The 22,219-nt window shown below is 60.3% G+C and carries 20 protein-coding genes; 13 read left to right on the plus strand and 7 right to left on the minus strand.

The features are described 5' to 3' along the window. Positions 1–22: 22 nt before the first annotated feature. On the plus strand, positions 23–2,581 hold the full coding sequence (gene mrcA / locus AC4PR2_RS09875) for a peptidoglycan glycosyltransferase/peptidoglycan DD-transpeptidase MrcA (RefSeq protein ID WP_047729686.1): 2,559 nt from the start codon (positions 23–25) through the stop codon (positions 2,579–2,581). A 51-nt stretch (positions 2,582–2,632) separates the two neighbouring features. On the opposite strand, the gene nudE is transcribed toward mrcA, so the two are convergent. Beyond that, positions 2,633–3,187, minus strand: coding sequence for an ADP compounds hydrolase NudE (nudE, locus tag AC4PR2_RS09880; RefSeq protein WP_038878156.1), 555 nt, complete (start codon positions 3,185–3,187; stop codon positions 2,633–2,635). 445 nt (positions 3,188–3,632) lie between these two features. On the opposite strand from nudE, the gene AC4PR2_RS09885 reads away from it, so the two are divergent. From AC4PR2_RS09885 to AC4PR2_RS09915, 7 genes are all read left to right on the plus strand, one after another. After that, a complete protein-coding gene (locus AC4PR2_RS09885; RefSeq protein ID WP_197803744.1) occupies positions 3,633–5,768 on the plus strand; it encodes an IgaA/UmoB family intracellular growth attenuator in 2,136 nt (711 codons plus the stop codon). Between the two features lie 98 nt (positions 5,769–5,866). After that, a complete protein-coding gene (gene yrfG, locus AC4PR2_RS09890; RefSeq protein ID WP_025304546.1) occupies positions 5,867–6,547 on the plus strand; it encodes a GMP/IMP nucleotidase in 681 nt (226 codons plus the stop codon). Next, positions 6,544–6,951 (plus strand): ribosome-associated heat shock protein Hsp15, encoded by a 408-nt coding sequence (gene hslR / locus AC4PR2_RS09895; RefSeq protein WP_197786628.1) that lies wholly within the window; start codon positions 6,544–6,546, stop codon positions 6,949–6,951. The genes yrfG and hslR overlap by 4 nt, the downstream gene beginning before the upstream one ends. Before the next feature lie 25 nt (positions 6,952–6,976). Beyond that, positions 6,977–7,855 carry an Hsp33 family molecular chaperone HslO gene (hslO, locus tag AC4PR2_RS09900; protein WP_015379307.1) on the plus strand — a complete coding sequence of 293 codons (879 nt, stop codon included), beginning with the start codon at positions 6,977–6,979 and terminating at the stop codon, positions 7,853–7,855. A gap of 194 nt (positions 7,856–8,049) precedes the next feature. Next, positions 8,050–9,669: a phosphoenolpyruvate carboxykinase (ATP) gene (gene pckA, locus AC4PR2_RS09905; RefSeq protein WP_015379308.1), complete on the plus strand. Its 1,620-nt coding sequence runs from the start codon at positions 8,050–8,052 to the stop codon at positions 9,667–9,669. Between the two features lie 126 nt (positions 9,670–9,795). Beyond that, entirely contained in the window at positions 9,796–10,056 is a 261-nt protein-coding gene (locus tag AC4PR2_RS09910; protein WP_015379309.1) for a FitA-like ribbon-helix-helix domain-containing protein, read from the plus strand. After that, positions 10,053–10,532 carry a type II toxin-antitoxin system VapC family toxin gene (locus AC4PR2_RS09915; RefSeq protein WP_015379310.1) on the plus strand — a complete coding sequence of 160 codons (480 nt, stop codon included), beginning with the start codon at positions 10,053–10,055 and terminating at the stop codon, positions 10,530–10,532. Before AC4PR2_RS09910 ends, AC4PR2_RS09915 begins: the two co-directional genes overlap by 4 nt. 34 nt (positions 10,533–10,566) lie before the next feature. Here the strand turns inward: AC4PR2_RS09915 and envZ are convergent, their stop codons facing one another. The 4 genes from envZ to cbpA all read right to left on the minus strand — a co-directional run bounded on the left by envZ (position 10,567) and on the right by cbpA (position 14,184). Further along, on the minus strand, positions 10,567–11,937 hold the full coding sequence (gene envZ, locus AC4PR2_RS09920; RefSeq protein WP_038881686.1) for a two-component system sensor histidine kinase EnvZ: 1,371 nt from the start codon (positions 11,935–11,937) through the stop codon (positions 10,567–10,569). Further along, positions 11,934–12,653 (minus strand): osmolarity response regulator transcription factor OmpR, encoded by a 720-nt coding sequence (ompR, locus tag AC4PR2_RS09925; RefSeq protein WP_004709363.1) that lies wholly within the window; start codon positions 12,651–12,653, stop codon positions 11,934–11,936. Before ompR ends, envZ begins: the two co-directional genes overlap by 4 nt. A 257-nt stretch (positions 12,654–12,910) precedes the next feature. Further along, positions 12,911–13,216 carry a chaperone modulator CbpM gene (locus AC4PR2_RS09930; protein WP_049202813.1) on the minus strand — a complete coding sequence of 102 codons (306 nt, stop codon included), beginning with the start codon at positions 13,214–13,216 and terminating at the stop codon, positions 12,911–12,913. Positions 13,217–13,221: 5 nt separating this feature from the next. Next, a complete protein-coding gene (cbpA, locus tag AC4PR2_RS09935) occupies positions 13,222–14,184 on the minus strand; it encodes a curved DNA-binding protein (protein WP_070913842.1) in 963 nt (320 codons plus the stop codon). 230 nt (positions 14,185–14,414) lie between these two features. Between cbpA and greB the strand changes: the two genes are divergently transcribed. The 5 genes from greB (at position 14,415) to AC4PR2_RS09960 (ending at position 20,837) form a co-directional block, all read left to right on the plus strand. Further along, entirely contained in the window at positions 14,415–14,888 is a 474-nt protein-coding gene (gene greB / locus AC4PR2_RS09940; protein WP_038878177.1) for a transcription elongation factor GreB, read from the plus strand. A 157-nt stretch (positions 14,889–15,045) separates the two neighbouring features. Further along, the gene (locus tag AC4PR2_RS09945; protein WP_443014554.1) at positions 15,046–17,379 is read left to right on the plus strand and encodes a Tex family protein; all 2,334 of its coding nucleotides are present in this window, start codon (positions 15,046–15,048) and stop codon (positions 17,377–17,379) included. A 606-nt stretch (positions 17,380–17,985) separates the two neighbouring features. Beyond that, complete coding sequence (gene feoA, locus AC4PR2_RS09950; RefSeq protein ID WP_038878234.1) at positions 17,986–18,210, plus strand: ferrous iron transporter A; 225 nt, start codon at positions 17,986–17,988, stop codon at positions 18,208–18,210. A 72-nt stretch (positions 18,211–18,282) separates the two neighbouring features. Further along, positions 18,283–20,598: a Fe(2+) transporter permease subunit FeoB gene (gene feoB, locus AC4PR2_RS09955; protein ID WP_049272751.1), complete on the plus strand. Its 2,316-nt coding sequence runs from the start codon at positions 18,283–18,285 to the stop codon at positions 20,596–20,598. Further along, positions 20,598–20,837: a FeoC-like transcriptional regulator gene (locus AC4PR2_RS09960; protein WP_048232091.1), complete on the plus strand. Its 240-nt coding sequence runs from the start codon at positions 20,598–20,600 to the stop codon at positions 20,835–20,837. The genes feoB and AC4PR2_RS09960 overlap by 1 nt, the downstream gene beginning before the upstream one ends. 41 nt (positions 20,838–20,878) lie before the next feature. Here the strand turns inward: AC4PR2_RS09960 and AC4PR2_RS09965 are convergent, their stop codons facing one another. Beyond that, entirely contained in the window at positions 20,879–21,163 is a 285-nt protein-coding gene (locus tag AC4PR2_RS09965; protein WP_049202818.1) for a YdgH/BhsA/McbA-like domain containing protein, read from the minus strand. A gap of 270 nt (positions 21,164–21,433) precedes the next feature. Next, positions 21,434–22,204, minus strand: coding sequence for a pimeloyl-ACP methyl ester esterase BioH (gene bioH / locus AC4PR2_RS09970; RefSeq protein WP_060424507.1), 771 nt, complete (start codon positions 22,202–22,204; stop codon positions 21,434–21,436). Positions 22,205–22,219: the final 15 nt, after the last annotated feature.

Below are 22,219 nucleotides of genomic sequence, written 5' to 3' on the forward strand. Positions count from 1 at the left end.
ACTTAGAAATGGGAAATCTCAGGTGAAGTTCGTAAAGTATTTACTAATCCTTGCAGTATGTTGCATCGTGCTGGGAGCAGCCTCGATTTTCGGCTTGTACAAATATGTCGAGCCACAGCTGCCCGACGTCGCAACGCTGAAAGATGTGCGGCTGCAAATACCGATGCAGGTTTACAGCGCCGATGGCGAACTGATCGCCCAATACGGCGAGAAGCGCCGCATTCCGCTGAAGCTGGATCAAATTCCACCGGTGATGGTGCACGCATTCATCGCCACCGAAGACAGCCGCTTCTACGATCACCACGGCGTCGATCCGGTCGGCATCTTCCGCGCCGCCTCCATCGCGCTGGTCTCCGGCCACGCTTCGCAGGGGGCCAGTACCATTACCCAACAGCTGGCGCGTAACTTCTTCTTAAGCCCGGAACGCACCCTGATGCGTAAAATCAAGGAAGCCTTCCTGGCTGTGCGCATCGAGCAGATGCTCACCAAGGATGAAATCCTTGAGCTGTATCTGAACAAGATCTATCTGGGTTACCGCGCCTACGGCGTGGGCGCCGCCGCGCAGGTCTATTTCGGCAAAGACGTCAGCCAGCTGACCCTGAGCGAAATGGCGACCATCGCCGGCCTGCCGAAAGCGCCGTCCACCTTCAACCCGCTCTATTCGCACGATCGCGCCGTTGCCCGTCGCAACGTGGTGCTGTCGCGCATGCTGGACGAACACTACATCACGCAGGCGCAGTACGATCAGGCGCGCGCCGAAGATCTGGTCGCCAACTACCATGCGCCGGAAATCAGCTTCTCCGCGCCGTATCTCTCCGAGATGGTGCGTCAGGAGATGATCAAGCGCTACGGTGAAAATGCCTATACCGACGGTTACAAGGTTTACACCACCGTCACCAAGCGGCTGCAGCTGGCGGCGCAGGAGTCGGTACGCAACAACGTGCTGGCCTATGACATGCGCCACGGCTACCGCGGCCCGTCCAACGTGTTGTGGAAAGTCGGCGAAGCGGCCTGGGATCGCAAACAGATTGTTGATTCGCTGAAAAACCTGCCGAACTACGGCCCGCTGGCGCCGGCGGTGATCACCGCCGCCAACCCGCAGGAAGCGACGGCGATGCTGGCCGACGGCAGCAGCATTGCCCTGCCGATGGCGACCATGCGCTGGGCGCGCCCATACCGTTCAGACACGCAGCAAGGCCCAACGCCGAAACGCGTCACCGACGTGGTGCAGGCCGGCCAGCAGGTGTGGGTGCGTAAAGTGAACGAGGCCTGGTGGCTGTCGCAGGTGCCGGACGTCAACTCGGCGCTGGTCTCAATCAACCCGAACGACGGCGCGGTGAAAGCGCTGGTTGGCGGCTTCGATTTCAACCAGAGCAAGTTCAACCGCGTCACGCAGGCTCTGCGCCAGGTAGGGTCGAACATCAAACCGTTCCTGTACACTGCCGCGATGGATAAAGGCCTGACGCTGGCCACCATTCTGAACGACTTGCCGATTACCCGTTGGGATGCCGGCGCCGGCACCGACTGGCGGCCGAAGAACTCGCCGCCGACCTACGACGGCCCGATTCGCCTGCGGCAGGGACTGGGGCAATCGAAGAACGTGGTGATGGTGCGCGCGATGCGTGCGATGGGCGTCGACTACGCGGCGGAATATCTGCAGCGCTTCGGCTTCCCGGCGCAGAACATCGTGCATACCGAATCGCTGGCGCTGGGCTCCGCCTCCTTCACCCCGATGCAGCTGGTACGCGGCTACGCGGTGCTGGCGAACGGCGGTTACCTGGTTGACCCGTACTTCATCACCAAAATTGAAGACGACAACGGCAATACGGTGTTCGAAGCCAAACCGAAAGTGGTGTGCAGCAGCTGCAACCTGCCGGTGATCTACGGCGACACCCACCGTTCGGCGGTGCTGTCCGACGACAACATCGAAAACGTCGCTACCTCGCAGGAAGGCAGCAACAGCACGGTGCCGATGCCGCAGCTGGAGCAGGTTACCCCGGCTCAGGTGCAGCAGGACGGCGACCAACAGTATGCGCCGCACGTGATCAGCACGCCGCTGGCCTTCCTCATCCACGACGCGCTGAACAGCAACATCTTCGGTGAACCGGGTTGGATGGGCACGGCCTGGCGCGCCGGGCGCGATCTGAAGCGTCATGACATCGGCGGCAAAACCGGTACCACCAACAGTTCCAAAGACGCCTGGTTCTCCGGCTATGGCCCGGATACCGTGACGTCGGTGTGGATCGGTTTCGACGATCACCGCCGCGACCTGGGCCGTTCGACGGTATCCGGCGCCATCCCGGATCAGATTTCCGGCGGTGAAGGCGGAGCCAAGAGCGCCCAGCCGGCGTGGGACGACTTCATGAAGACCGCGCTGGAAGGCATCCCGGAGCAGAAAGTCACGCCGCCGCCGGGCATCATCAGTGTCACCATCGACAAGAGCAGCGGCAAGCTCTCTGGCGGTGGCGGCGGTAGCCGTTCCGAGTACTTCATCGAAGGCACTCAGCCGACGGACTACCCATCGCGCGATACCGGCACTACGTTGACCGATCCGGGCGGTGAAAGCCACGAGCTGTTCTGATCGAAAAGGGCCAGAGAAATCTGGCCCTTTTTTTGTTTGGCGCGAAGCGTATCAGCGCGAAGCGCGCAAAAATGCCTCTGAGAGGAACAGCGCGCTGACGTTGCGCGCCTCACGAAAATCCGGTTCCGCCAGCAGCGCCATCATGTCGGCGATCGGCCAACGCACCTGCGGCAGGGGCTCCGGCTCATCCCCTTCCAGACTCTGCGGATAGAGATCGTGCGCCAGCACGATATTCATTTTGCTGGAAAAGTATGAGGGCGCCATCGTCAGCTTGCTGAGAAAATCGAAGCGCTTCGCGCCGTATCCCACCTCTTCCATCAGCTCGCGGTTGGCGGCCTCCAGCACCCCCTCACCGGGATCGATCAGCCCTTTCGGGAACCCCAGCTCATAGGATTCGGTGCCTACCGCATATTCGCGGATCAGCAGCAGGTCATCGCCAATCACCGGCACGATCATCACCGCTTCGCGATCCGAAGGACGCATGCGCTCATACACCCGCCGCACACCGTTGCTGAATTCCAAATCGACCGACTCGACGTTGAACAAACGCGAACGCGCGACGGTTTCCACTTTCAGAATTTTAGGTTTTTGCAGGTGTTTATCCATGATTGCCTCAAAGAGGTTACCCAGGCGCGGACGGGGCAACCGAAATAATGATTGGCGTAACGCACGGCTCGTTGGCGCTCAAACGCTGACCAAATTCGATCCTGATCACATTGTGCGTTAAGGGTAAGCTCCGCCGCAACGAGCATGAGCAGTAATTTACTTTCTTTTAACAAGCGTAGCCAGCGGCGGGCGATTTTCCGTACTGATTCAGCAAACAGCACGCATGAAAATAGGATAATACCGATATCGACGGCAGAGGCCGGTTGCTAGTATCACGCAGGCAAGAATCAGTGATAAAATGGCCTTGCGTCATGAAGGAATGAGATCCAGAGCGAGAATCTGTTTGTTCCCTCATTAGTTCTGGGTGCCTCCTGGCGGTTTACTCCGTATAATATTCACCTTTTCATCAGGTTGGCGAAATTCACGGGTGTGAGATGGGGATTGCATGAGCACAATAGTGTTGATATTGGCCTTAGTGCTTGTCTGCCTGATTGCCGCCGGCCTGTACCTGTGGTTCAAGGCGCGCAACCCGTCGGCGCTGGCGCACGCGCTGCCGTTTATCAAACCTGCCCACCGCAAGCTGACCGACGAAGAGCGTGCTGCGGTCGAGTTCTATCTCAATCAGCAAAACAAGCTGAGCAACAAGCTGTTGCCCGGCGGCGGCGCTACCTTGCCCGCAGCCAAACTGGCGCTCACCCCGCAAAGCGATAACGTTTATCCCGTCACGCACGCCATCACCCGCTATGGGCTGGCCAGCGACGATCCCAATAAATGGCGCTATTACCTCGATGCCGAAGAGGTGCACCTGCCGCCGTTTTGGGAACCCTATATCACCGCCGACAACCATGTGGAAGTGATCCGTACCCAGACGCTGCCGCTGGTGATTTCGCTCAACGGGCACTCGCTGAAAGATCATATTCACGACCGGCCGCAACCGCCGGTGGTGAGCGCCGTGCCGACCAAAAACGCCTCTATCCGCAAGGAAGAGAGCGAGCATGTCGAGCTGGTCAATATTCGCAAGGAAACGCCGGAAGAGCATGCGCTGAACCGGCCGAACGGCATCCGTGAAGCCGTCATCATCTCCGCCGCGCTGCTGCTGCTGTTCTTCAGCCTGATAAGCCCGGTGCTGGTGATCCCCTGGATGATTTTCGTGGCGGTGCTGATGATCGCCTGGGGATGCTGGAACCTGTTCCGCCGTCCGGCGTCACGCGAGCTGAAAGAGATCCACTGTCTGCGCGGTACGCCGAAGCGCTGGGGCCTGTTCGGCGAATCCGGCCAGGGGCAGATCAGCAACATTTCACTCGGCATCATCGATCTTATCTACCCGCCGCATTGGCAGCCTTACCTGACGCAGGACCTGGGCAAGACCACCGATGTGGACGTCTACCTCAATCGGCAGGTAGTGCGCCAGGGGCGCTTCCTCTCGCTGCATGACGAAGTGAAAAACTTCCCGCTGCAGCAGTGGGGCCGCAACGCGGTGCTGGTCGCCAGCTCGGCGCTGGTGCTGCTGTTGCTGCTGATCTATATCCCGCTCAACCTGCCGCTGACCCTCAGCATGGCCTGGCTGCAGGGTGCGCAAAAAGTGGAAGTGACCAGCGTTCAGGCGCTGGAAGCCACGCCGCTGCGCATCGGCGACACGCTGAAAGTGCGCGGCAGCGGCATGTGCTATGTGCCCCCGCCGGCCAATGGGGGCAGCGCCGTCAATTTTGCGCCGTTCGACTGTTCCGGCATCTACTGGAACAACGCCGCCCCACTGCCGCAGCCGGAATCGGAAGTCATAGACAAAGCGACGGCCCTGCTGGCCACGGTCAACAGCCAGCTGCATCCGAGCGGCGCCGATCAGAAGGTCAACCCGCAGTTGGCCAGCGCCATCGAGAAATCCGGCATGATCCTGTTGGACGACTTCTCTGATATCGTTTTGAAAACACAGGATTTGTGCCAGGCAGAAAGCGACTGCGTGCGGTTGAAGAACGCCCTGGTCAACCTGGGCAACGCCAAAAACTGGAGCGGCCTGGTGAAACGCGCCAGGTCCGGCGCGCTGCAAGGCGTCAACGTTCTGCTGCGCCCGGTGAGCGCCGAGTCGCTGGAAAGCCTGACCAAAGTGGCCACATCGTCGTTCATCTTCAATGAAACGCGTTTGGCCGCCGCAGCGCTCAACAGCCCGCCGCCGGGCGGTTTCCTGATCAGCAGCGACGAAGGCCGCCAGCTGGTCAGCCATCCGCAGCCGTCGGCGCCGCAGAGCGAATACAACGCCCTCGACCAGTGGAATGAGTTGCAGCGCCTTTCCACTCTGCTGCTGCACACCCCCTTCCAGGCACAGGGCGTGATCACCAGCCTCAGCGTCGACGCCAACGGCACCCGTCATGTGGCGCTGCACAGCGAACCGGACATGATCACCCTGTGGCGCTACCTCGGTACCAGTCTGCTGTTGCTGGCGGTCGTCATCAGCCTGGGCTATAACGCCTGGCGGCTGGTGCAGCGTCGGCGCATCAATCAGCACCGCGTCGCCGATATCCAGCGTTACTACGACAGCTGCTTCAATCCGCAGCTCAATCCGATGTCGATGCGGCCGATGGCCTGAACCTGACGCCGGGGCCTCCGCCCTGTCATCTGCTTATGCTACGCTAACGCTATTATTCTCATCTGCGGACCGCCCGTCGGTCCGCCCGTGGAGTTTTTATGGTTCCCGAGTTTGATTGGCCGCAGATCGATACCGTGCTGCTGGATATGGACGGCACCTTGCTGGATCTGGAGTTCGACAGCCACTTTTGGCTCAGCCTGGTGCCGCAGGCGCTGAGCGAAAGGCGCGCCATTCCTTTCGACGAAGCCCGTCATATCATTGAGCGGGAGTATCAGGCGGTGCAGCACACCATGAACTGGTATTGCTTCGATTACTGGAGCGAGCGGTTGGATCTGGATATCTACCGCATGACCAGCGAAGTCGGCAGCCGCGCCCGGCTGCGCGAAGACACCGAGCCGTTTTTACGGGCGCTGCGCGACGCCGGTCTGCAAACCATTTTGCTGACCAACGCCCATCCGCACAGCCTGGCGGTGAAAATCGAGCATACCGGCCTCGATCGGCACCTTGATTTATTGTTTTCCACCCACACATTTGGTTATCCGAAAGAAGATCAGCGTCTGTGGCAGGCGGTGCAACAGCACACCGGATTCAATCCGCAGCGCACGCTGTTCGTCGACGACGGCGAGCCGATCCTCGACGCGGCGCGCACTTTCGGCATTCGTTACTGCCTGGGCGTGCAAAACCCGGACTCCAGTACGGCGGAGAAAAGCTTCCAGCGCCATCCGTCGATGCGTGACTACCGCCTGCTGATACCGGCGCTGGCCAAGGGGGAAGCATGAAGGAAAAAGCGACGCGCGACGACGCGGTACGGCTGGATAAGTGGCTCTGGGCCGCTCGCTTCTATAAGACCCGTGCGCTGGCACGCGAAATGATCGACGGCGGCAAGGTGCATTACAACGGCCAGCGCGGCAAGCCGAGCAAGATTGTCGAACTCAACGCCGAGCTCAAGCTGCGGCAAGGCAACGAAGAACGTACGGTGATCGTGCTGGCGCTGACCAGCCAACGCCGCGGCGCCGGCGAGGCGCAGCAAATGTATCAGGAAACCGAAGCCAGCACCGCCAACCGCGAAAAGATGGCGCTGGCGCGCAAGATGAACGCGTTGACCATGCCGCATCCGGACCGTCGTCCGGACAAAAAGGAGCGGCGAGACCTGATGAAATTTAAATTTGGTGAGCCGGAATAACCCCTCACCGCAATGAGAGAAGATTATGTCCAACCATGACCAATTGCACCGTTACCTGTTTGAAAACTACGCGGTGCGCGGCGAGCTGGTTACCGTCAGCGAAACCTATCAGCAGATCCTGAACAACCACGACTACCCGGCGCCGGTACAGAAGCTGCTGGGCGAACTGCTGGTCGCCACCAGTCTGCTGACCGCGACCCTGAAGTTCGACGGCGACATCACCGTGCAGCTGCAAGGCGACGGCCCGCTGAAGCTGGCGGTGATCAACGGCAACAACCGTCAGGAGATGCGCGGCGTTGCGCGCACCCAGGCGCCTATCGCCGACGACAGCACCTTGCATCAGATGATCGGCAACGGCGTCATGGTCATCACCATTTCGCCGACGGAAGGCGAGCGCTATCAGGGCGTAGTCGGTCTGGAAGGTGAAACCCTGGCCGAATGCCTGGAAGCCTACTTCCGCCAGTCCGAGCAGCTGCCAACCCGCCTGTTCATCCGCACCGGCGAAGCGGAAGGCAACGCCGCGGCGGCCGGTATGCTGCTGCAGGTGCTGCCGGCGCAGGACGGCAACCTCGATGATTTCGATCATCTGGTGCAACTGACCAACACGGTAAAAAGCGAAGAGCTGTTCGGCCTGCCGGCCAACGAAGTGCTGTACCGCCTGTATCACCAGGAAGAGGTCACCCTGTACGAACCGCAGGACGTGCAGTTCCGTTGCACCTGTTCGCGCCAGCGTTGCGCCGACGCGCTGCTGACCCTGCCGACCGACGAAGTGGCGGACATGCTGGAGCAGGACGGCAATATCGACATGCACTGCGACTACTGTGGCAGCCACTATGTCTTTGACCCGGTTGATGTTGCCGCTTTGTATGCGGGTAACACCGGCGAAAGCGACCAGTTGCACTAAGTCACACCCCCTCGGCGGGCGCGCTCGGCGCCCGCCAACGCCCGCCGTTTGCACGTTTGCTTTTTTCCGTGTGCTATCTCTCAGATCGTAACGAAATACCGCCTAAAACGTTAAATATTTGATACCCATCGCGGTTACGCACCGTTAGATCCCTACAATTGCCGCCAGAAATTCTGTGACCAAGGAGTAGTAACATGCGCGTTAAAGGTATAACCCCTCAGGATCTGGCCGCTTACGGCATTCACGACGTTAGCGAAATCGTTCACAACCCGAGCTATGAACTGCTGTTTAAGGAAGAAACAGACCCATCTCTGGAAGGTTTTGAGCGTGGGGTAGTCACCAAGCTGGGTGCCGTCTCCGTCGATACCGGCATCTTCACCGGCCGCTCGCCGAAAGACAAATACATCGTCCGCGACGACATCACCCGCGATACCGTGTGGTGGGCCGATCAGGGCAAAGGCAAAAACGACAACAAACCCCTCAGCCCGGAAGTGTGGGCCGATCTGAAACACCTGGTCACCGAACAACTGTCCGGCAAACGCCTGTTCGTGGTGGATACCTTCTGCGGCGCCAACGCCGACTCGCGCCTGAAAGTGCGCTTCATCACCGAGGTGGCCTGGCAGGCGCACTTCGTGAAAAACATGTTCATCCGCCCGAGCGATGAAGAACTGGCTGACTTCGAGCCGGACTTCGTGGTGATGAACGGCGCCAAATGCACCAACCCGAACTGGCAGCAGCAAGGCCTGAACTCGGAGAACTTCGTCGCCTTCAACCTGACCGAGCGCATGCAGTTGATCGGCGGCACCTGGTACGGCGGCGAAATGAAGAAAGGCATGTTCTCGATGATGAACTACCTGCTGCCGCTGAAAGGCATCGCCTCGATGCACTGCTCGGCCAACGTGGGCGAGAAAGGCGACGTGGCGGTGTTCTTCGGCCTGTCCGGTACCGGCAAGACCACCCTCTCCACCGATCCGAAGCGTCAGCTGATCGGCGATGACGAGCACGGCTGGGACGACGACGGCGTGTTCAACTTCGAAGGCGGCTGCTACGCCAAGACCATCAAGCTGTCTGAAGAAGCCGAGCCGGACATCTATCACGCCATCAAACGCGACGCGCTGCTGGAAAACGTCACCGTGCTGGCCGACGGCAGCATCGACTTCAACGACGGTTCGAAAACCGAGAACACCCGCGTTTCTTACCCGATCTACCATATCCAGAACATCGTCAAGCCGGTGTCCAAGGCGGGTCACGCCACCAAGGTGATCTTCCTGACCGCCGATGCCTTCGGCGTGCTGCCGCCGGTATCGCGTCTAACCGCCAACCAGACTCAGTACCACTTCCTGTCCGGCTTCACCGCCAAGCTGGCCGGCACCGAGCGCGGCGTAACCGAACCGACGCCAACCTTCTCCGCCTGCTTCGGCGCCGCATTCCTGTCGCTGCACCCGACGCAGTACGCCGAAGTGCTGGTGAAACGCATGCAGGCCGCCGGCGCCCAGGCTTACCTGGTCAACACCGGCTGGAACGGTACCGGCAAGCGCATCTCGATCAAAGATACGCGCGGCATCATTGACGCCATCCTGAGCGGTGAAATCGACAAGGCGGAAACCGTTACCCTGCCGATCTTCGATCTGGCGATGCCGACCGCGCTGCCGGGCGTGAACCCGGAGATCCTCGATCCGCGCAATACCTATGCCAGCCTCGAGCAGTGGCAGGAAAAAGCGCAGGATCTGGCCGAGCGCTTCATCACCAACTTCGACAAATACACCGACACGCCTGCGGGCGCCGCGCTGGTCAGCGCCGGCCCTAAGCTGTAATTCGGTAGCGTTACCTCTTCAGCTAAGGCGCGGATCCCGCGCCTTTTTTTATTTTCAGCGATTGCTTTTTAACCAGCAAGGCGAGAAAATAAGTCAATGCAATCATTGATAGCAAAGGAGGTTTCAATGGCTACTATCACCGTCAGAAATCTGGACGACGAAATCAAAGAGCTGCTGCGTATTTCAGCGGCGAAAAACGGCCATTCTATGGAAGAGGAAGCGCGCATGATCCTGAAACAGGCGCTGGTGAAAAAGCCACCGCGCTATGGGTTAGGAACACGCATGCATCAGTACTTCGCCGAATTCGGCGGCGTTGAGTTGGAGATCCCCCCACGTGATGAAGCCCCTCATCGTATTGTCAACTTTGATGAAGACGATGAAAAATGATTGTGCTGGATACCAACGTCGTTTCGGAATTGCTGCGGCCGGCGCCTCACTACAATGTATTGCGCTGGTTAGATGAGCAGGATACGTATCGGTTCTATTTGAGCGCCATCGTGGTTGCGGAGCTGTATACGGGCATCGCCTGCATGCCTCACGGCAAGAAACAGCTCGAACTGCAAACTAACCTCGGCGACATGCTGCAGGAAGAGTTTTCAGACAGAATCTTACCCTTTGACGTCGGCTGTGCGATGCAGCATGCGGAATTAATGGGCGCCAATCGCCGCCGAGGCATTGGCGTCAGCATGCCGGATACCCAAATCGCCGCCACCTGCCTGCATTACGGCGCCGCCCTGGCCACCCGCAATACCAAAGACTTCCTCCACTGCGGCATCGAGTTAATCGATCCGTGGCAGGCGCCGACCGGCCGTCGGTTGCATGAGGATGCGGCGGAATACTACGTGATGAGCAGGAAGTCCTGACGGGGCCGCAGCAACGCGGCCCGCGCCAAGAGCGTCAGGCGTTTTCCCTGGCGGTTTGATGGCCGTTGGCCGACTCTTTCTTCTCCATCGGCAACGGAATATACGCGCGGATCAATAGCCCGCCGCGTTCGCTGGTGCCGATATCCAGTTCGCCGTCGTGCGCGTCGATAATGCGCTGCACGATCGCCAGCCCCAGACCGGTGCCGCTGGTGCTGCGCGCGCTGTCACCGCGTACGAACGGCTGCAACAGATGCTTCAATTCTTCCGGCTTGATGCCCGGGCCGTCATCCTCCACCTGGAACCAGCCGCGCTGCAGCTCACGGCCGCTGCTGACCTTGATCCAGCCGTTGCCGTAACGTGCCGCGTTCACCACCATGTTCACCGCCGCCCGCTTAATCGACAGCGGATGCACGTTCATCATCAGCTCGCCCGGCGACAGCGCGGTTTCAATCACCCGCTCATAGCCGCTCTCCGCCGCGACCACCTCGCCCAAAATGGCGTTCAGATCGCTGCTTTCGGTCGGCATCTCCTGCCCGGTGCGCAGGTAATCGATGAACTGCTCGATGATGGCGTTGCACTCTTCGATGTCTTTATTGATCGACTCGGCCAGATAGCCGTCTTCGGCGCTCATCATCTCCGTTGCCAGCCGGATGCGCGTCAACGGCGTGCGCAGGTCATGGCTGACCCCGGCCATCAGCAAGGTGCGGTCGTCCGCCAGCTGCTTGACGCCCGACGCCATCTGATTGAATGCGCGAGTCACCGACCGCACTTCGGAAGCGCCATACTCGCGCAGCGGCGGCGGAATGATGCCCTTGCCCACCTGCAGCGCCGCATGTTCCAGCTCCACCAGCGGGCGGTTTTGAATGCGGATAAATAGCCAGGCGCCGCCGATCGCCAGTAGCATGATCGCCAGCGTATAGCGGAACAGCGGAGAGAAGTCGCCCTGGTGGATTTCCGTCAGCGGTACGCGCACCCAGATATCGGGCTGCAGCCAGGTTTTCAGCCACACCACCGGGGAGTTCTTGTTCACCTCCACCCGCACATCGGTCGGCCCGCCGAGCTGCTGCGCCATCTGCTGGCTGAGGAACTGGTAGTGCTGCGCCCAGCGCAGGCCGCTCTCCTCCGCCGCCGAGTTGGTGTAGAGAGAGATGCCCAGTTCGCGGTAGATCTCACGGCGGAACGCCGGCGGCACTTCCAGCAGCGTGCCGTCCTCCAGCTGCAGCCGATCGGTCATCAGCATACGCACTTCGTACGCCAATACCTTGTTGAACTGCTGCAGACTGGGCAGGATGGCGAAGTTCAGCACCACCAGATAGGTCGTCACCAGGCTGACGAACAGCAAGGTGACGATCAATAACAGGGTTCGGGCAAACGAGCTACGCGGTGAAAAGCGCAATCGCCTCATGCCTTGCTGCCGTCCGGGACGAACACGTAGCCGAGACCCCAAACGGTCTGGATATAACGCGGATGCGCCGGATCTTCTTCCACCATGCGGCGCAGGCGCGAGATCTGCACGTCGATGGAGCGCTCCATGGCGCTGTATTCGCGGCCACGCGCCAGGTTCATCAGCTTATCGCGCGACAACGGTTCACGCGGGTGGCTGACCAGCGCCTTCAGGACCGCGAACTCGCCGCTGGTCAACGGCATCGGTTCGTCTTCGCGGAACATCTCGCGGGTGCCGAGGTTCAGTTTGAATTTGCCGAACGCGATCACCGCTTCTTCCTGCGAAGGCGCGCCCGGCAGTTCGTTAGCCTGGCGGCGCAGCACCGCGCGGATGCGAGCCAACAGCTCACGCGGGTTGAACGGCTTAGGAATGTAGTCGTCGGCGCCGATTTCCAGCCCCACGATGCGATCGACCTCTTCGCCTTTGGCGGTGACCATAATGATCGGCATAGGGTTGCTCTGGCTGCGCAGGCGGCGGCAGATGGACAGCCCATCTTCGCCCGGCAACATCAGATCGAGCACCATCAGATGGAAGGATTCACGGGTCAGCAAGCGATCCATTTGCTCAGCGTTGGCAACGCTGCGAACCTGGAAGCCCTGCTCGGTTAAATAACGTTCTAAAAGCGCGCGCAGGCGCATGTCATCATCGACAACCAGGATCTTATGATTCTCTTGCATGGTATTACTCCCAAAGGCTTTATTGCCTGACTCGAATATTGTTAGAAAACCTTGCCATTTGAGACAGCGTTTAATGGTATGTATTCTAGACGAAATTGTTACAAAGCTTATTCTTTTCCCCATTTATCAACAATTTTCATCGAATGTCGACGGGGGTTCGTCAAAATTTCGCCCTTTATCGGCGCAATGTGGGGCAGTGGCCCAATTTTACGCAATTTCGCCACCGGCAAACCGCACGGTGGCGTTTTGACGACGAGTCAGGAAGTCTGCAGGAAACGCGCCAGCTGCCGGCGCAGCTGCCGGTTCTCTTGCTGCAGTGCATCAACCCGGTCGAGCAGCGTCAGCGCCATGGCGATCCCCGGCCAATCCAGATCCAGTTCGGCCCGCAGCCTGCGCGCACGCTGCAGATGGCTCAGCGCCGGGTAATCGAACTCCCAGCTCGGCTGCGCCGGCTCCAGCGGCACGATCACGCCCAGGCCGACGATCTCGACCAGCTCATCCTCTGAAATCTCCACCCTCTGACACAGTTCCACCACGGTGAATGTGATCTCTTTTTTCATCATGTGCTTTACTCCCATTCCGCGCGCGGGTTGAACGCCGCCTGTTCAGCCAGTTCTCGCCACAGGGCGCTGGCCTTCTCGTTCGGCTTCGGCGGCATCACCACCTTGAGAATGACATACAGATCGCCGGGCTCTTTCTTGCCCGCCAGCCCCTTGCCCTTGACCCGCAGCCGTTTGCCGCTCTGGCTGCCGGCCGGCACGGTCAGCGCGATTTTGCCGGTCAGCGTCGGCACCTCGATGCTGGCCCCCAGCGCCGCTTCCCACGGGGCGAGCGGCGCCACGATGCTCAGGTTGTGGCCGTCAATCTCGAACAGCGGATGCGGCGCGAGGCGGATGACCAGATACAGGTCGCCGTTCTGGCCGCCGCCCACGCCGGCAACGCCCTGCCCCTTGAGGCGAATGCGCTCGCCGTCACCCACGCCGGCCGGGATTTTCACGTTCAGCGTTTTGCTGGCTTCGCTCACCTGCCGCCCCAGCTCGTCGTACACCGGCAGCTTGTAGGCGATCTCGCGGCTTTGGCCATGCAGCGTTTCCTCGAGGAACAGCGGCACCTCCATCTCGAGATCCTGGCCGCGGAAGCCATGCCCGCCGTGCGAGTGCGAAGCGGAGCGGTGCCCGCCCGCCGCACGCCCGCCGAACATGCTTTCGAAGAAATCGGAGAAGTCTTGCGCGTCGGCGCCGCCGCCGTGCCATGAAGCGCTCTGCTGATAGCCGCCGCGATCGCCGCGCGCCTGGCGGCCAAAGTTCGGATCGTTGCGGTGCAGCCGGATCTGATCGTACTCGGCGCGGCGCTCTTCGTCCTTCAGCACCTCATAGGCTTCGGCCAGCTCCTTGAATTTGCTCTCGGCGTCTTCTTCGGTGCTCACGTCAGGGTGATATTTACGCGCCAGCCGGCGGTAGGCCGTTTTGATGGTTTTCAGATCGGCGTTGGGCTCAACGCCCATCGTTGCGTAGTAATCTTTAAATTCCATGCGGTAATACCTTCAATGTGTTGGGTTGTGCGCCAAAATTCCTTGTCTCTCTCGCCAGATATCCTCCTTTCGTCACATTCCTTTTCCGCTATCGCTAAGCATACTCCCGATTGTTAAAAGCTGCGCAAACTGAATAAAAACCGTGCGACAACACGCAGGCCCGCACGCCATTTCTAAAGCCCTGCGCATTCACGTACACTGTGGCGGTGGCCCCATAAAGATAAATCACGATGAGAACTCAACTGATAACCCGTGAAGGGTATGACAAGCTCAAACAAGAGCTGGATTACCTCTGGCGCGAAGAACGCCCCGAGGTGACCAAGAAAGTGACCTGGGCCGCCAGCCTGGGCGACAGAAGCGAAAACGCCGACTACCAGTACAACAAGAAGCGGCTGCGCGAAATTGACCGCCGCGTCCGCTATCTGACCAAATGCCTGGAGCAGCTGAAGATCGTCGATTACTCCCCGCAGCAGGAAGGCAAAGTGTTCTTCGGCGCCTGGGTGGAAGTAGAGAACGAAGACGGCGAGACCAAACGCTTTCGCATCGTCGGTTACGACGAGATCTTCGGCCGCAAGGATTACATCTCCATCGACGCGCCGATGGCGCGCGCCCTGCTGAAAAAAGAGGTCGGGGATGTCGCCACCGTCAATACGCCGCTGGGCGAGGCGCAGTGGTACGTGAACGAGATAGACTACCCGAAGTAAGCTTTCAGCTTTTTCCGAACCGCCGCCAACGCCGCCGCCTGAGCTGTTCTCCACGCCGCGGCCGCGCGGCGGCGGCCCGCTCCGCTGGCATTTTCCGCGATCAATCCGTATAACTGTCCCCTGTTTATTCACCGTTCTCAATACAGATACCAGACCTATGAATGACCCACTGAGCCGCATTATTGCAACAGAACTGCAGGCCCGGCCGGAGCAAGTCGACTCCGCCATCCGTCTGCTGGATGAAGGTAATACCGTGCCCTTTATTGCACGCTATCGTAAGGAAGTCACCGGGGGCCTGGACGACACCCAACTGCGCCAGCTGGAAACCCGCCTGGGTTATCTGCGTGAACTGGAAGATCGTCGCCAGACCATCCTGAAGTCGATCGATGAACAGGGCAAACTGACCGAACAACTGGCGGGGGCGATCAACGCCACGCTGAGCAAGACCGAACTCGAAGACCTCTACCTGCCGTACAAACCGAAGCGCCGCACCCGCGGCCAGATCGCCATCGAGGCCGGTCTGGAACCGCTGGCGGACGCGCTGTGGCAGGATCCGCAACAGCAGCCGGAACAGCTGGCTGAACGCTACGTCGATGCCGACAAGGGCGTGGCGGACGTCAAAGCCGCCCTCGACGGCGCGCGCTATATCCTGATGGAGCGCTTCGCCGAAGACGCCACGCTGCTGGCCAAGGTGCGCGACTACCTGTGGAAAAACGCCCATCTGGTGTCCAAAGTGGTCGAGGGCAAGGAAGAAGAAGGCGCCAAGTTCCGCGACTATTTCGATCATCACGAACCGATTTCCCAGGTGCCTTCGCACCGCGCGCTGGCGATGTTCCGCGGCCGCAACGAAGGCGTGCTGCAGCTGGCGTTGAACGCCGATCCGCAGTTTGAGGAAGCGCCGCGCGAAAGCCAGGCGGAGCTGATCCTCATCAATCACCTCAACCTGCGCCTGAACAACGCCCCGGCCGACGCCTGGCGCAAGGCAGTGGTCAACTGGACCTGGCGCATCAAGGTGCTGCTACACCTGGAAACCGAGCTGATGGGCACGGTGCGTGAGCGCGCGGAAGACGAAGCGATCAACGTGTTCGCCCGCAACATGCACGATCTGCTGATGGCCGCGCCGGCCGGCATGCGCGCCACCATGGGCCTCGATCCTGGCCTGCGCACCGGGGTGAAAGTCGCCGTGGTCGACGCGACCGGCAAGCTGGTCGCCACAGATACCGTCTACCCACACACCGGGCAAGCGGCCAAAGCCGCCGCCATCGTCGCGGCGCTGTGTATCCAACATAACGTGGAGCTGGTGGCCATCGGCAACGGCACCGCCTCGCGTGAAACCGAGCGCTTTTATCTCGACCTGCAAAAGCAGTTCGCCGAGGTCCGAGCGCAGAAAGTGATCGTCAGCGAAGCGGGCGCATCGGTGTATTCCGCGTCCGAACTGGCGGCGCTGGAATTCCCGGATCTCGACGTGTCGCTGCGCGGCGCGGTGTCCATCGCTCGTCGCCTGCAGGATCCGCTGGCGGAGCTGGTGAAGATCGACCCGAAATCCATCGGCGTCGGCCAGTATCAGCACGACGTCAGCCAGAGCCAGCTGGCGAAGAAGCTGGACTCGGTGGTGGAAGACTGCGTGAACGCCGTCGGCGTCGATCTGAACACCGCGTCGGTGCCGTTGCTGACCCGCGTGGCCGGCCTGACGCGCATGATGGCGCAAAATATCGTCAACTGGCGCGACGAGAACGGCCGCTTCAGCAACCGTGAACAGCTGCTGAAGGTCAGCCGCCTGGGGCCAAAGGCCTTCGAACAGTGCGCCGGCTTCCTGCGCATCAACCACGGCGACAACCCGCTGGACGCTTCCACCGTTCACCCGGAAGCCTACCCGGTGGTGCAGCGCATTCTGGCCGCTACCGAGCAGGCGCTGCAGGATCTGATGGGCAACGCTTCGGCGGTGCGCAGCCTGAAAGCGGTCGATTTCACCGACGACAAGTTCGGCGTACCGACGGTCACCGATATCCTGAAAGAGCTGGAGAAACCGGGCCGCGATCCGCGCCCTGAGTTCAAAACCGCGACCTTTGCCGAAGGGGTGGAAACCCTCAACGATCTGCAGGTGGGCATGATCCTGGAAGGATCGGTCACCAACGTCACCAACTTCGGTGCCTTCGTGGATATCGGCGTGCATCAGGACGGCCTGGTGCACATCTCCTCGCTGGCGGACAAGTTCGTTGAAGATCCGCACACCGTGGTGAAGGCCGGCGACATCGTCAAAGTGAAGGTGATGGAAGTCGATCTGCAGCGTAAACGCATCGCGCTGAGCATGCGCCTGGATGAACAGCCGGGCGAAGGTTCACCGCGCCGCGGCGGCAACGCGCCAGCGCAGGCACGCGACAACGCCAGCCGTTCGGCGGGCGGCAACAAGGCCAAACCGCGCAACGCGGCGCCGGCCGGCAACAGCGCCATGGGCGACGCGCTGGCGGCGGCGTTCGGTAAGAAACGCTAAGTCGGAACCGACAGGGCGGAGCCTGCTCCGCCCTTTCTGATGAATAAAACCTGCGGCATTTTTTGACCCGTCTCAATAAACCGTCATCTTTTTACGCCCCGTTCCTGCGTGACCGTCCTCCCATTATTCAGGCAATAAAAATCCTCTCCGCAGCCATTTATTAACAACTTCGTTAACACGCCTGTTTCATCTCGCGAATTGTGAACGAAACACAAATGGTTACCGCTCGCATTACGCCGGAATAATGTTATTGAATTGCCTTTCGGCGGAAATAAATAAAGGGAAAAAACCCTCGAAGTTTGCAAACGAGAAAACTCGGCTACAAATACGTAACTGATTTAACTCGTCATTCTCATTTGTTCCCGCTCGCCAGCGGTGGTAAAACGTCATTAATCCAGGCAACGCCATCAAAAACTGTCGTCGCCATAATAATTGGTTACAATACCCTTACTTTTTGTATTGAACGCGATAATGATAATTACTATTATTTGCGCTCACTTTATTGCATGACCTTATGGATGAATACCGCCGACGGCGTGGCATTTTCGCCGGCAACGTCCAATTATCATCAGCCCGATGTTCATCGGCACCCGGAAGGTTAATCACATGCAGCTTCAACCTAAACGCACGTATAAGATTGTCGGCTTTTCCGGTGAAATTGCGCCGGCCTACCGCCAGAAATTGTTATCGCTCGGCATGCTGCCCGGCTCTTCGTTCGACGTGGTGCGCGTCGCGCCGCTGGGCGATCCGATAGAAATTAAAACTCGCCGCGTCAGCCTGGTGCTGCGCAGGAAGGATCTGGCGCTGCTGCAGCTCGACGGCCAGTCCTGAGCCGGCACGCCCTCCGTTTGCCGACGCGCCCTTGCGCCGGCGCTGTTCTCCTTGAAGACGACACGCTGAACTATGAAAAAACTCACCATCGGCTTAATCGGTAACCCGAACTCCGGCAAAACCACGCTGTTCAACCAGCTGACCGGCGCACGCCAACGGGTCGGCAACTGGGCGGGCGTGACGGTCGAACGCAAAGAAGGCCATTTCACGACCCCGCAGTCCGACGTGCGGCTGGTCGATTTGCCGGGCACCTATTCCCTGACCACCATTTCAGAGCAAACCTCGCTCGATGAGCAGATCGCCTGCCACTACATTTTGAGCGGCGACGCCGATCTGCTGATCAACGTGGTCGACGCCTCCAACCTGGAGCGCAACCTCTATCTGACGCTGCAGCTGCTGGAGCTGGGCATTCCCTGCATCGTGGCGCTGAACATGCTCGACATCGCCACAAGCCAGCATATCGATATCGACGTCGCCGCGCTGTCGGCGCGCCTCGGCTGCCCGGTGGTGCCGATGGTCTCCACCCGCGCCGACGGCATCGGCGTGCTGAAACAGATGATCGACAATCACCATATCAACGAACAGCAGGCGCTGGTGAACTATCCGCCGCTGTTGCTGAAAGAGGTCGCCACGCTGAGCGACGCCATGCCGCAAACGCTGCCGGCAGTACAGCGCCGCTGGCTGGCGCTGCAGATGCTGGAAGGCGACATCTACAGCCACCGGCTGGCCGGCCCCGCCGTCGCACTGCTGCCTGCAGCCACCCAGGCGTTGCAACAGCAGCAGCAAGAAGACCCGGCGCTGGTGATCGCCGACGCGCGCTACCAGTCTATCGCCGCCCTGTGCGACGCGGTCAGCAACTCGCAGCAGGCGATGCCCAACCGCCTGACCGAGATGCTGGATAAAGTGATCCTCAACCGCTGGCTGGGCGTGCCGATCTTCCTGCTGGTGATGTACCTGATGTTCCTGCTGGCGATCAACATCGGTGGCGCGCTGCAGCCGATCTTCGATATCGGCTCGGCGGCGATCTTCATTCAGGGCATTCAGTGGCTCGGCTACACCCTGCACTTCCCCGACTGGCTGACCGTTTTCCTGGCGCAGGGCATCGGCGGTGGTATCAACACCGTGCTGCCGCTGGTGCCACAGATCGGCATGATGTACCTGTTCCTGTCCTTCCTGGAGGATTCCGGCTACATGGCGCGCGCGGCGTTCGTGATGGACCGTCTGATGCAGGCGCTCGGGCTGCCGGGCAAATCCTTCGTGCCGCTGATCGTCGGCTTCGGCTGCAACGTGCCGTCCATCATGGGTGCCCGGACGCTGGACGCCCAGCGTGAGCGCTTGATCACCATCATGATGGCGCCGTTCATGTCATGCGGTGCCCGTCTGGCGATCTTTGCGGTGTTCGCCGCCGCTTTCTTCGGCCAGGACGGCGCCGGGGTGGTGTTCTCGCTGTACATGCTCGGCATTGCGGTGGCGATCCTCACCGGTCTGGTGCTCAAATACACCATCATGCGTGGCGAGGCCTCGCCGTTCGTGATGGAGCTGCCGGTCTACCACGTGCCGCACCTGAAAAGCCTGCTGCTGCAAACCTGGCAGCGGCTGAAAGGCTTCGTGCTGCGCGCCGGTAAGGTGATCGTGGTGGCCAGCATGTTCATCGGCGGCCTGAACAGCTTCTCGTTCAGCGGCAAGACGGTCGACAATATCAACGACTCCGCGCTGGCCTCGGTCTCCAAGGTGTTGACGCCGCTGCTGCAGCCGATGGGCGTCCACAGCGATAACTGGCAGGCCACCGTCGGTCTGGTGACCGGTGCGATGGCGAAAGAAGTGGTGGTCGGCACGCTGAACACGCTGTACACCGCCGAGCACATCAACAAAGAGGCGTTCGACGCCGCCAACTTCAACCTGCTCGATGAGCTGGGCGGCGCGCTGAACGAAACCTGGGACGGCCTGAAAAACACCTTCAGCCTGAGCGTGCTCTCCAACCCAATCGAAGCCAGCAAGGGCGACGGCGAGATGGGTGTCGGCTCGATGGGCGTAATGAGCAGCAAATTCGGCTCCGGTATCTCCGCTTACAGCTACCTGATCTTCGTGCTGCTGTATGTGCCTTGCGTCTCGGTGATGGGCGCCATCGCTCGTGAATCGAGCCGCGGCTGGATGACCTTCTCTATTCTGTGGGGACTGAACGTGGCCTACTCGCTGGCGACGCTGTTCTACCAGGTAGCCACCTTCAACCAACACCCGCAGTACAGCCTGACGGCGATCCTGGTGGTGCTGGCGGTGAACCTACTGGTGCTGTTCGGCCTGCGCCGGGCGCGCAGCCGCGTTACGGTGCGCCTGGGCAACGCTACGCCGGCGGCCTGTTGCCAGGGCGCCAAGGGGAGCTGTCACTGATGGCCGGGCTGCTGCAGGTGCGCGATGCGCTGGCGCTGCTTGGCAGCGCTCAGGCGCAGCAGCTCAGCCAATCGCTGGCGACGCCGCTGCCGTTGGTGCAGGCGATGCTGGACCGTTTGGCGGCGATGGGAAAAGTAGAGCGTATCGAACAGGATGACGGCGCCTGTCTGAGCGGCAGTTGCAAAGGCTGCCCGCAGGGCCAGGGGTGCAGCACGGTTTTCTACCGGCTGAAGGCCTAACGATCAGGGGCGCCGCAGCGGCGCCCCTTGCCGTTGAAGGCTTATTGCTTGTCTTTGTAAACTTCAGCGATGGCGCTGAATTTACCGTGCTCGCGGCCTGCCAGGATCACGTAGTATTGACCGCCCTTTTCGTCCGCCAGTTTGGACAGCTCATCCTTGGCATCCATCGGCGAGGTGGTCTGCGCCGTGGTGGTCACGGTGCCGATCTTCTCGTATTTACCCGGGTTCTTATCCAGATCTTCCTTGGTCAGCAGGGTTGCCGCCATGGAGCCGAAAGACACCGAACCCAGCACTGCCGCTGCAATAATCATCTTCAATGATTTCATGACACTAACCTCTCAATGGATAATTTATCTGTTATGAAAGCCGTCAAGAATCCATGCGTAGTACAGCAGGCTGCCGCGACATCCTCAGGCCTCGTTGCTTTCCCTGACGGGGCCTGTTTCCCAGAGACGAAACGCCAAAATGAAAAGCGCCGCACGCGGTCTTTTCATTTTGCAGCCAACGCATTGACTCACTAAGTATCGAACAGCTTTGTCTTTTATCCACCCGGCGGCGTTTTTTTTCGCGCCCTATCGTGCGTTTTCCCGCCGCATTCAATGTGCTGCAATAAACGCTTCGATCATCGTCACAAATTCGTCGGGATGAGAGATAAACGGCGCATGGGCGGCTTTGACCACGACCTGCGACGTAGAATTCGGCCAGGCCGCGTCGAGCAGCTCGGCGACCTTGCGCGGCACCAGCCCGTCCAGATAGCCGTAAATCCGCAGCAGCGGCAGCTCCAGCGCGGCCAACGGCGCACGCAGATCGGCGGTGCGCAGGATCTCCAGCCCGCCGTTCAACACCTCGACGCTCGGCGTCGGCTGGTTGAGCACCACCGCTTTCAGCTGGCGCGCATCCTGACGCGCGCTCTCGGTGCCCAGCGTCTGCAGCGCCAGAAAACGCTCGACGGTGCGCTGGAAATCCAGGCTCAGCTGGTGCTGAAAACCGCTCAGCACGTCCGGGCGGATCCCCGGCCACTCATCGCGGGCGGCAAAGCAAGGCGAAGAGGCCACGGTGATCAAGCCCTTGAGCCGCTCAGGTTGCATCAACGCCGCCTGGCTGGCCACCAGCCCGCCGAGCGACCAGCCTAGCCACCAGGCCTGCGACGGGGCGGCCGCCAGCACAATTTCCGTCATCTGCTCCAGCGACAGGGCGCCGAACCCCTGGCTGCGGCCGTACCCCGGCAGATCGACCAGGTGCAGGCGAAAATGCGGCGCCAGTCGCGCCTGAATGCAACTCCACACTTCGGCGTTCAATCCCCAGCCGTGCAGCAGCACAAGATCGCGTTCGCCTTCACCTATTGTTTGCCAGTACAGCGCTGTCATTGGTTATTGTCCTTT

The organism is Serratia sp. A07 (genome assembly GCF_058725505.1).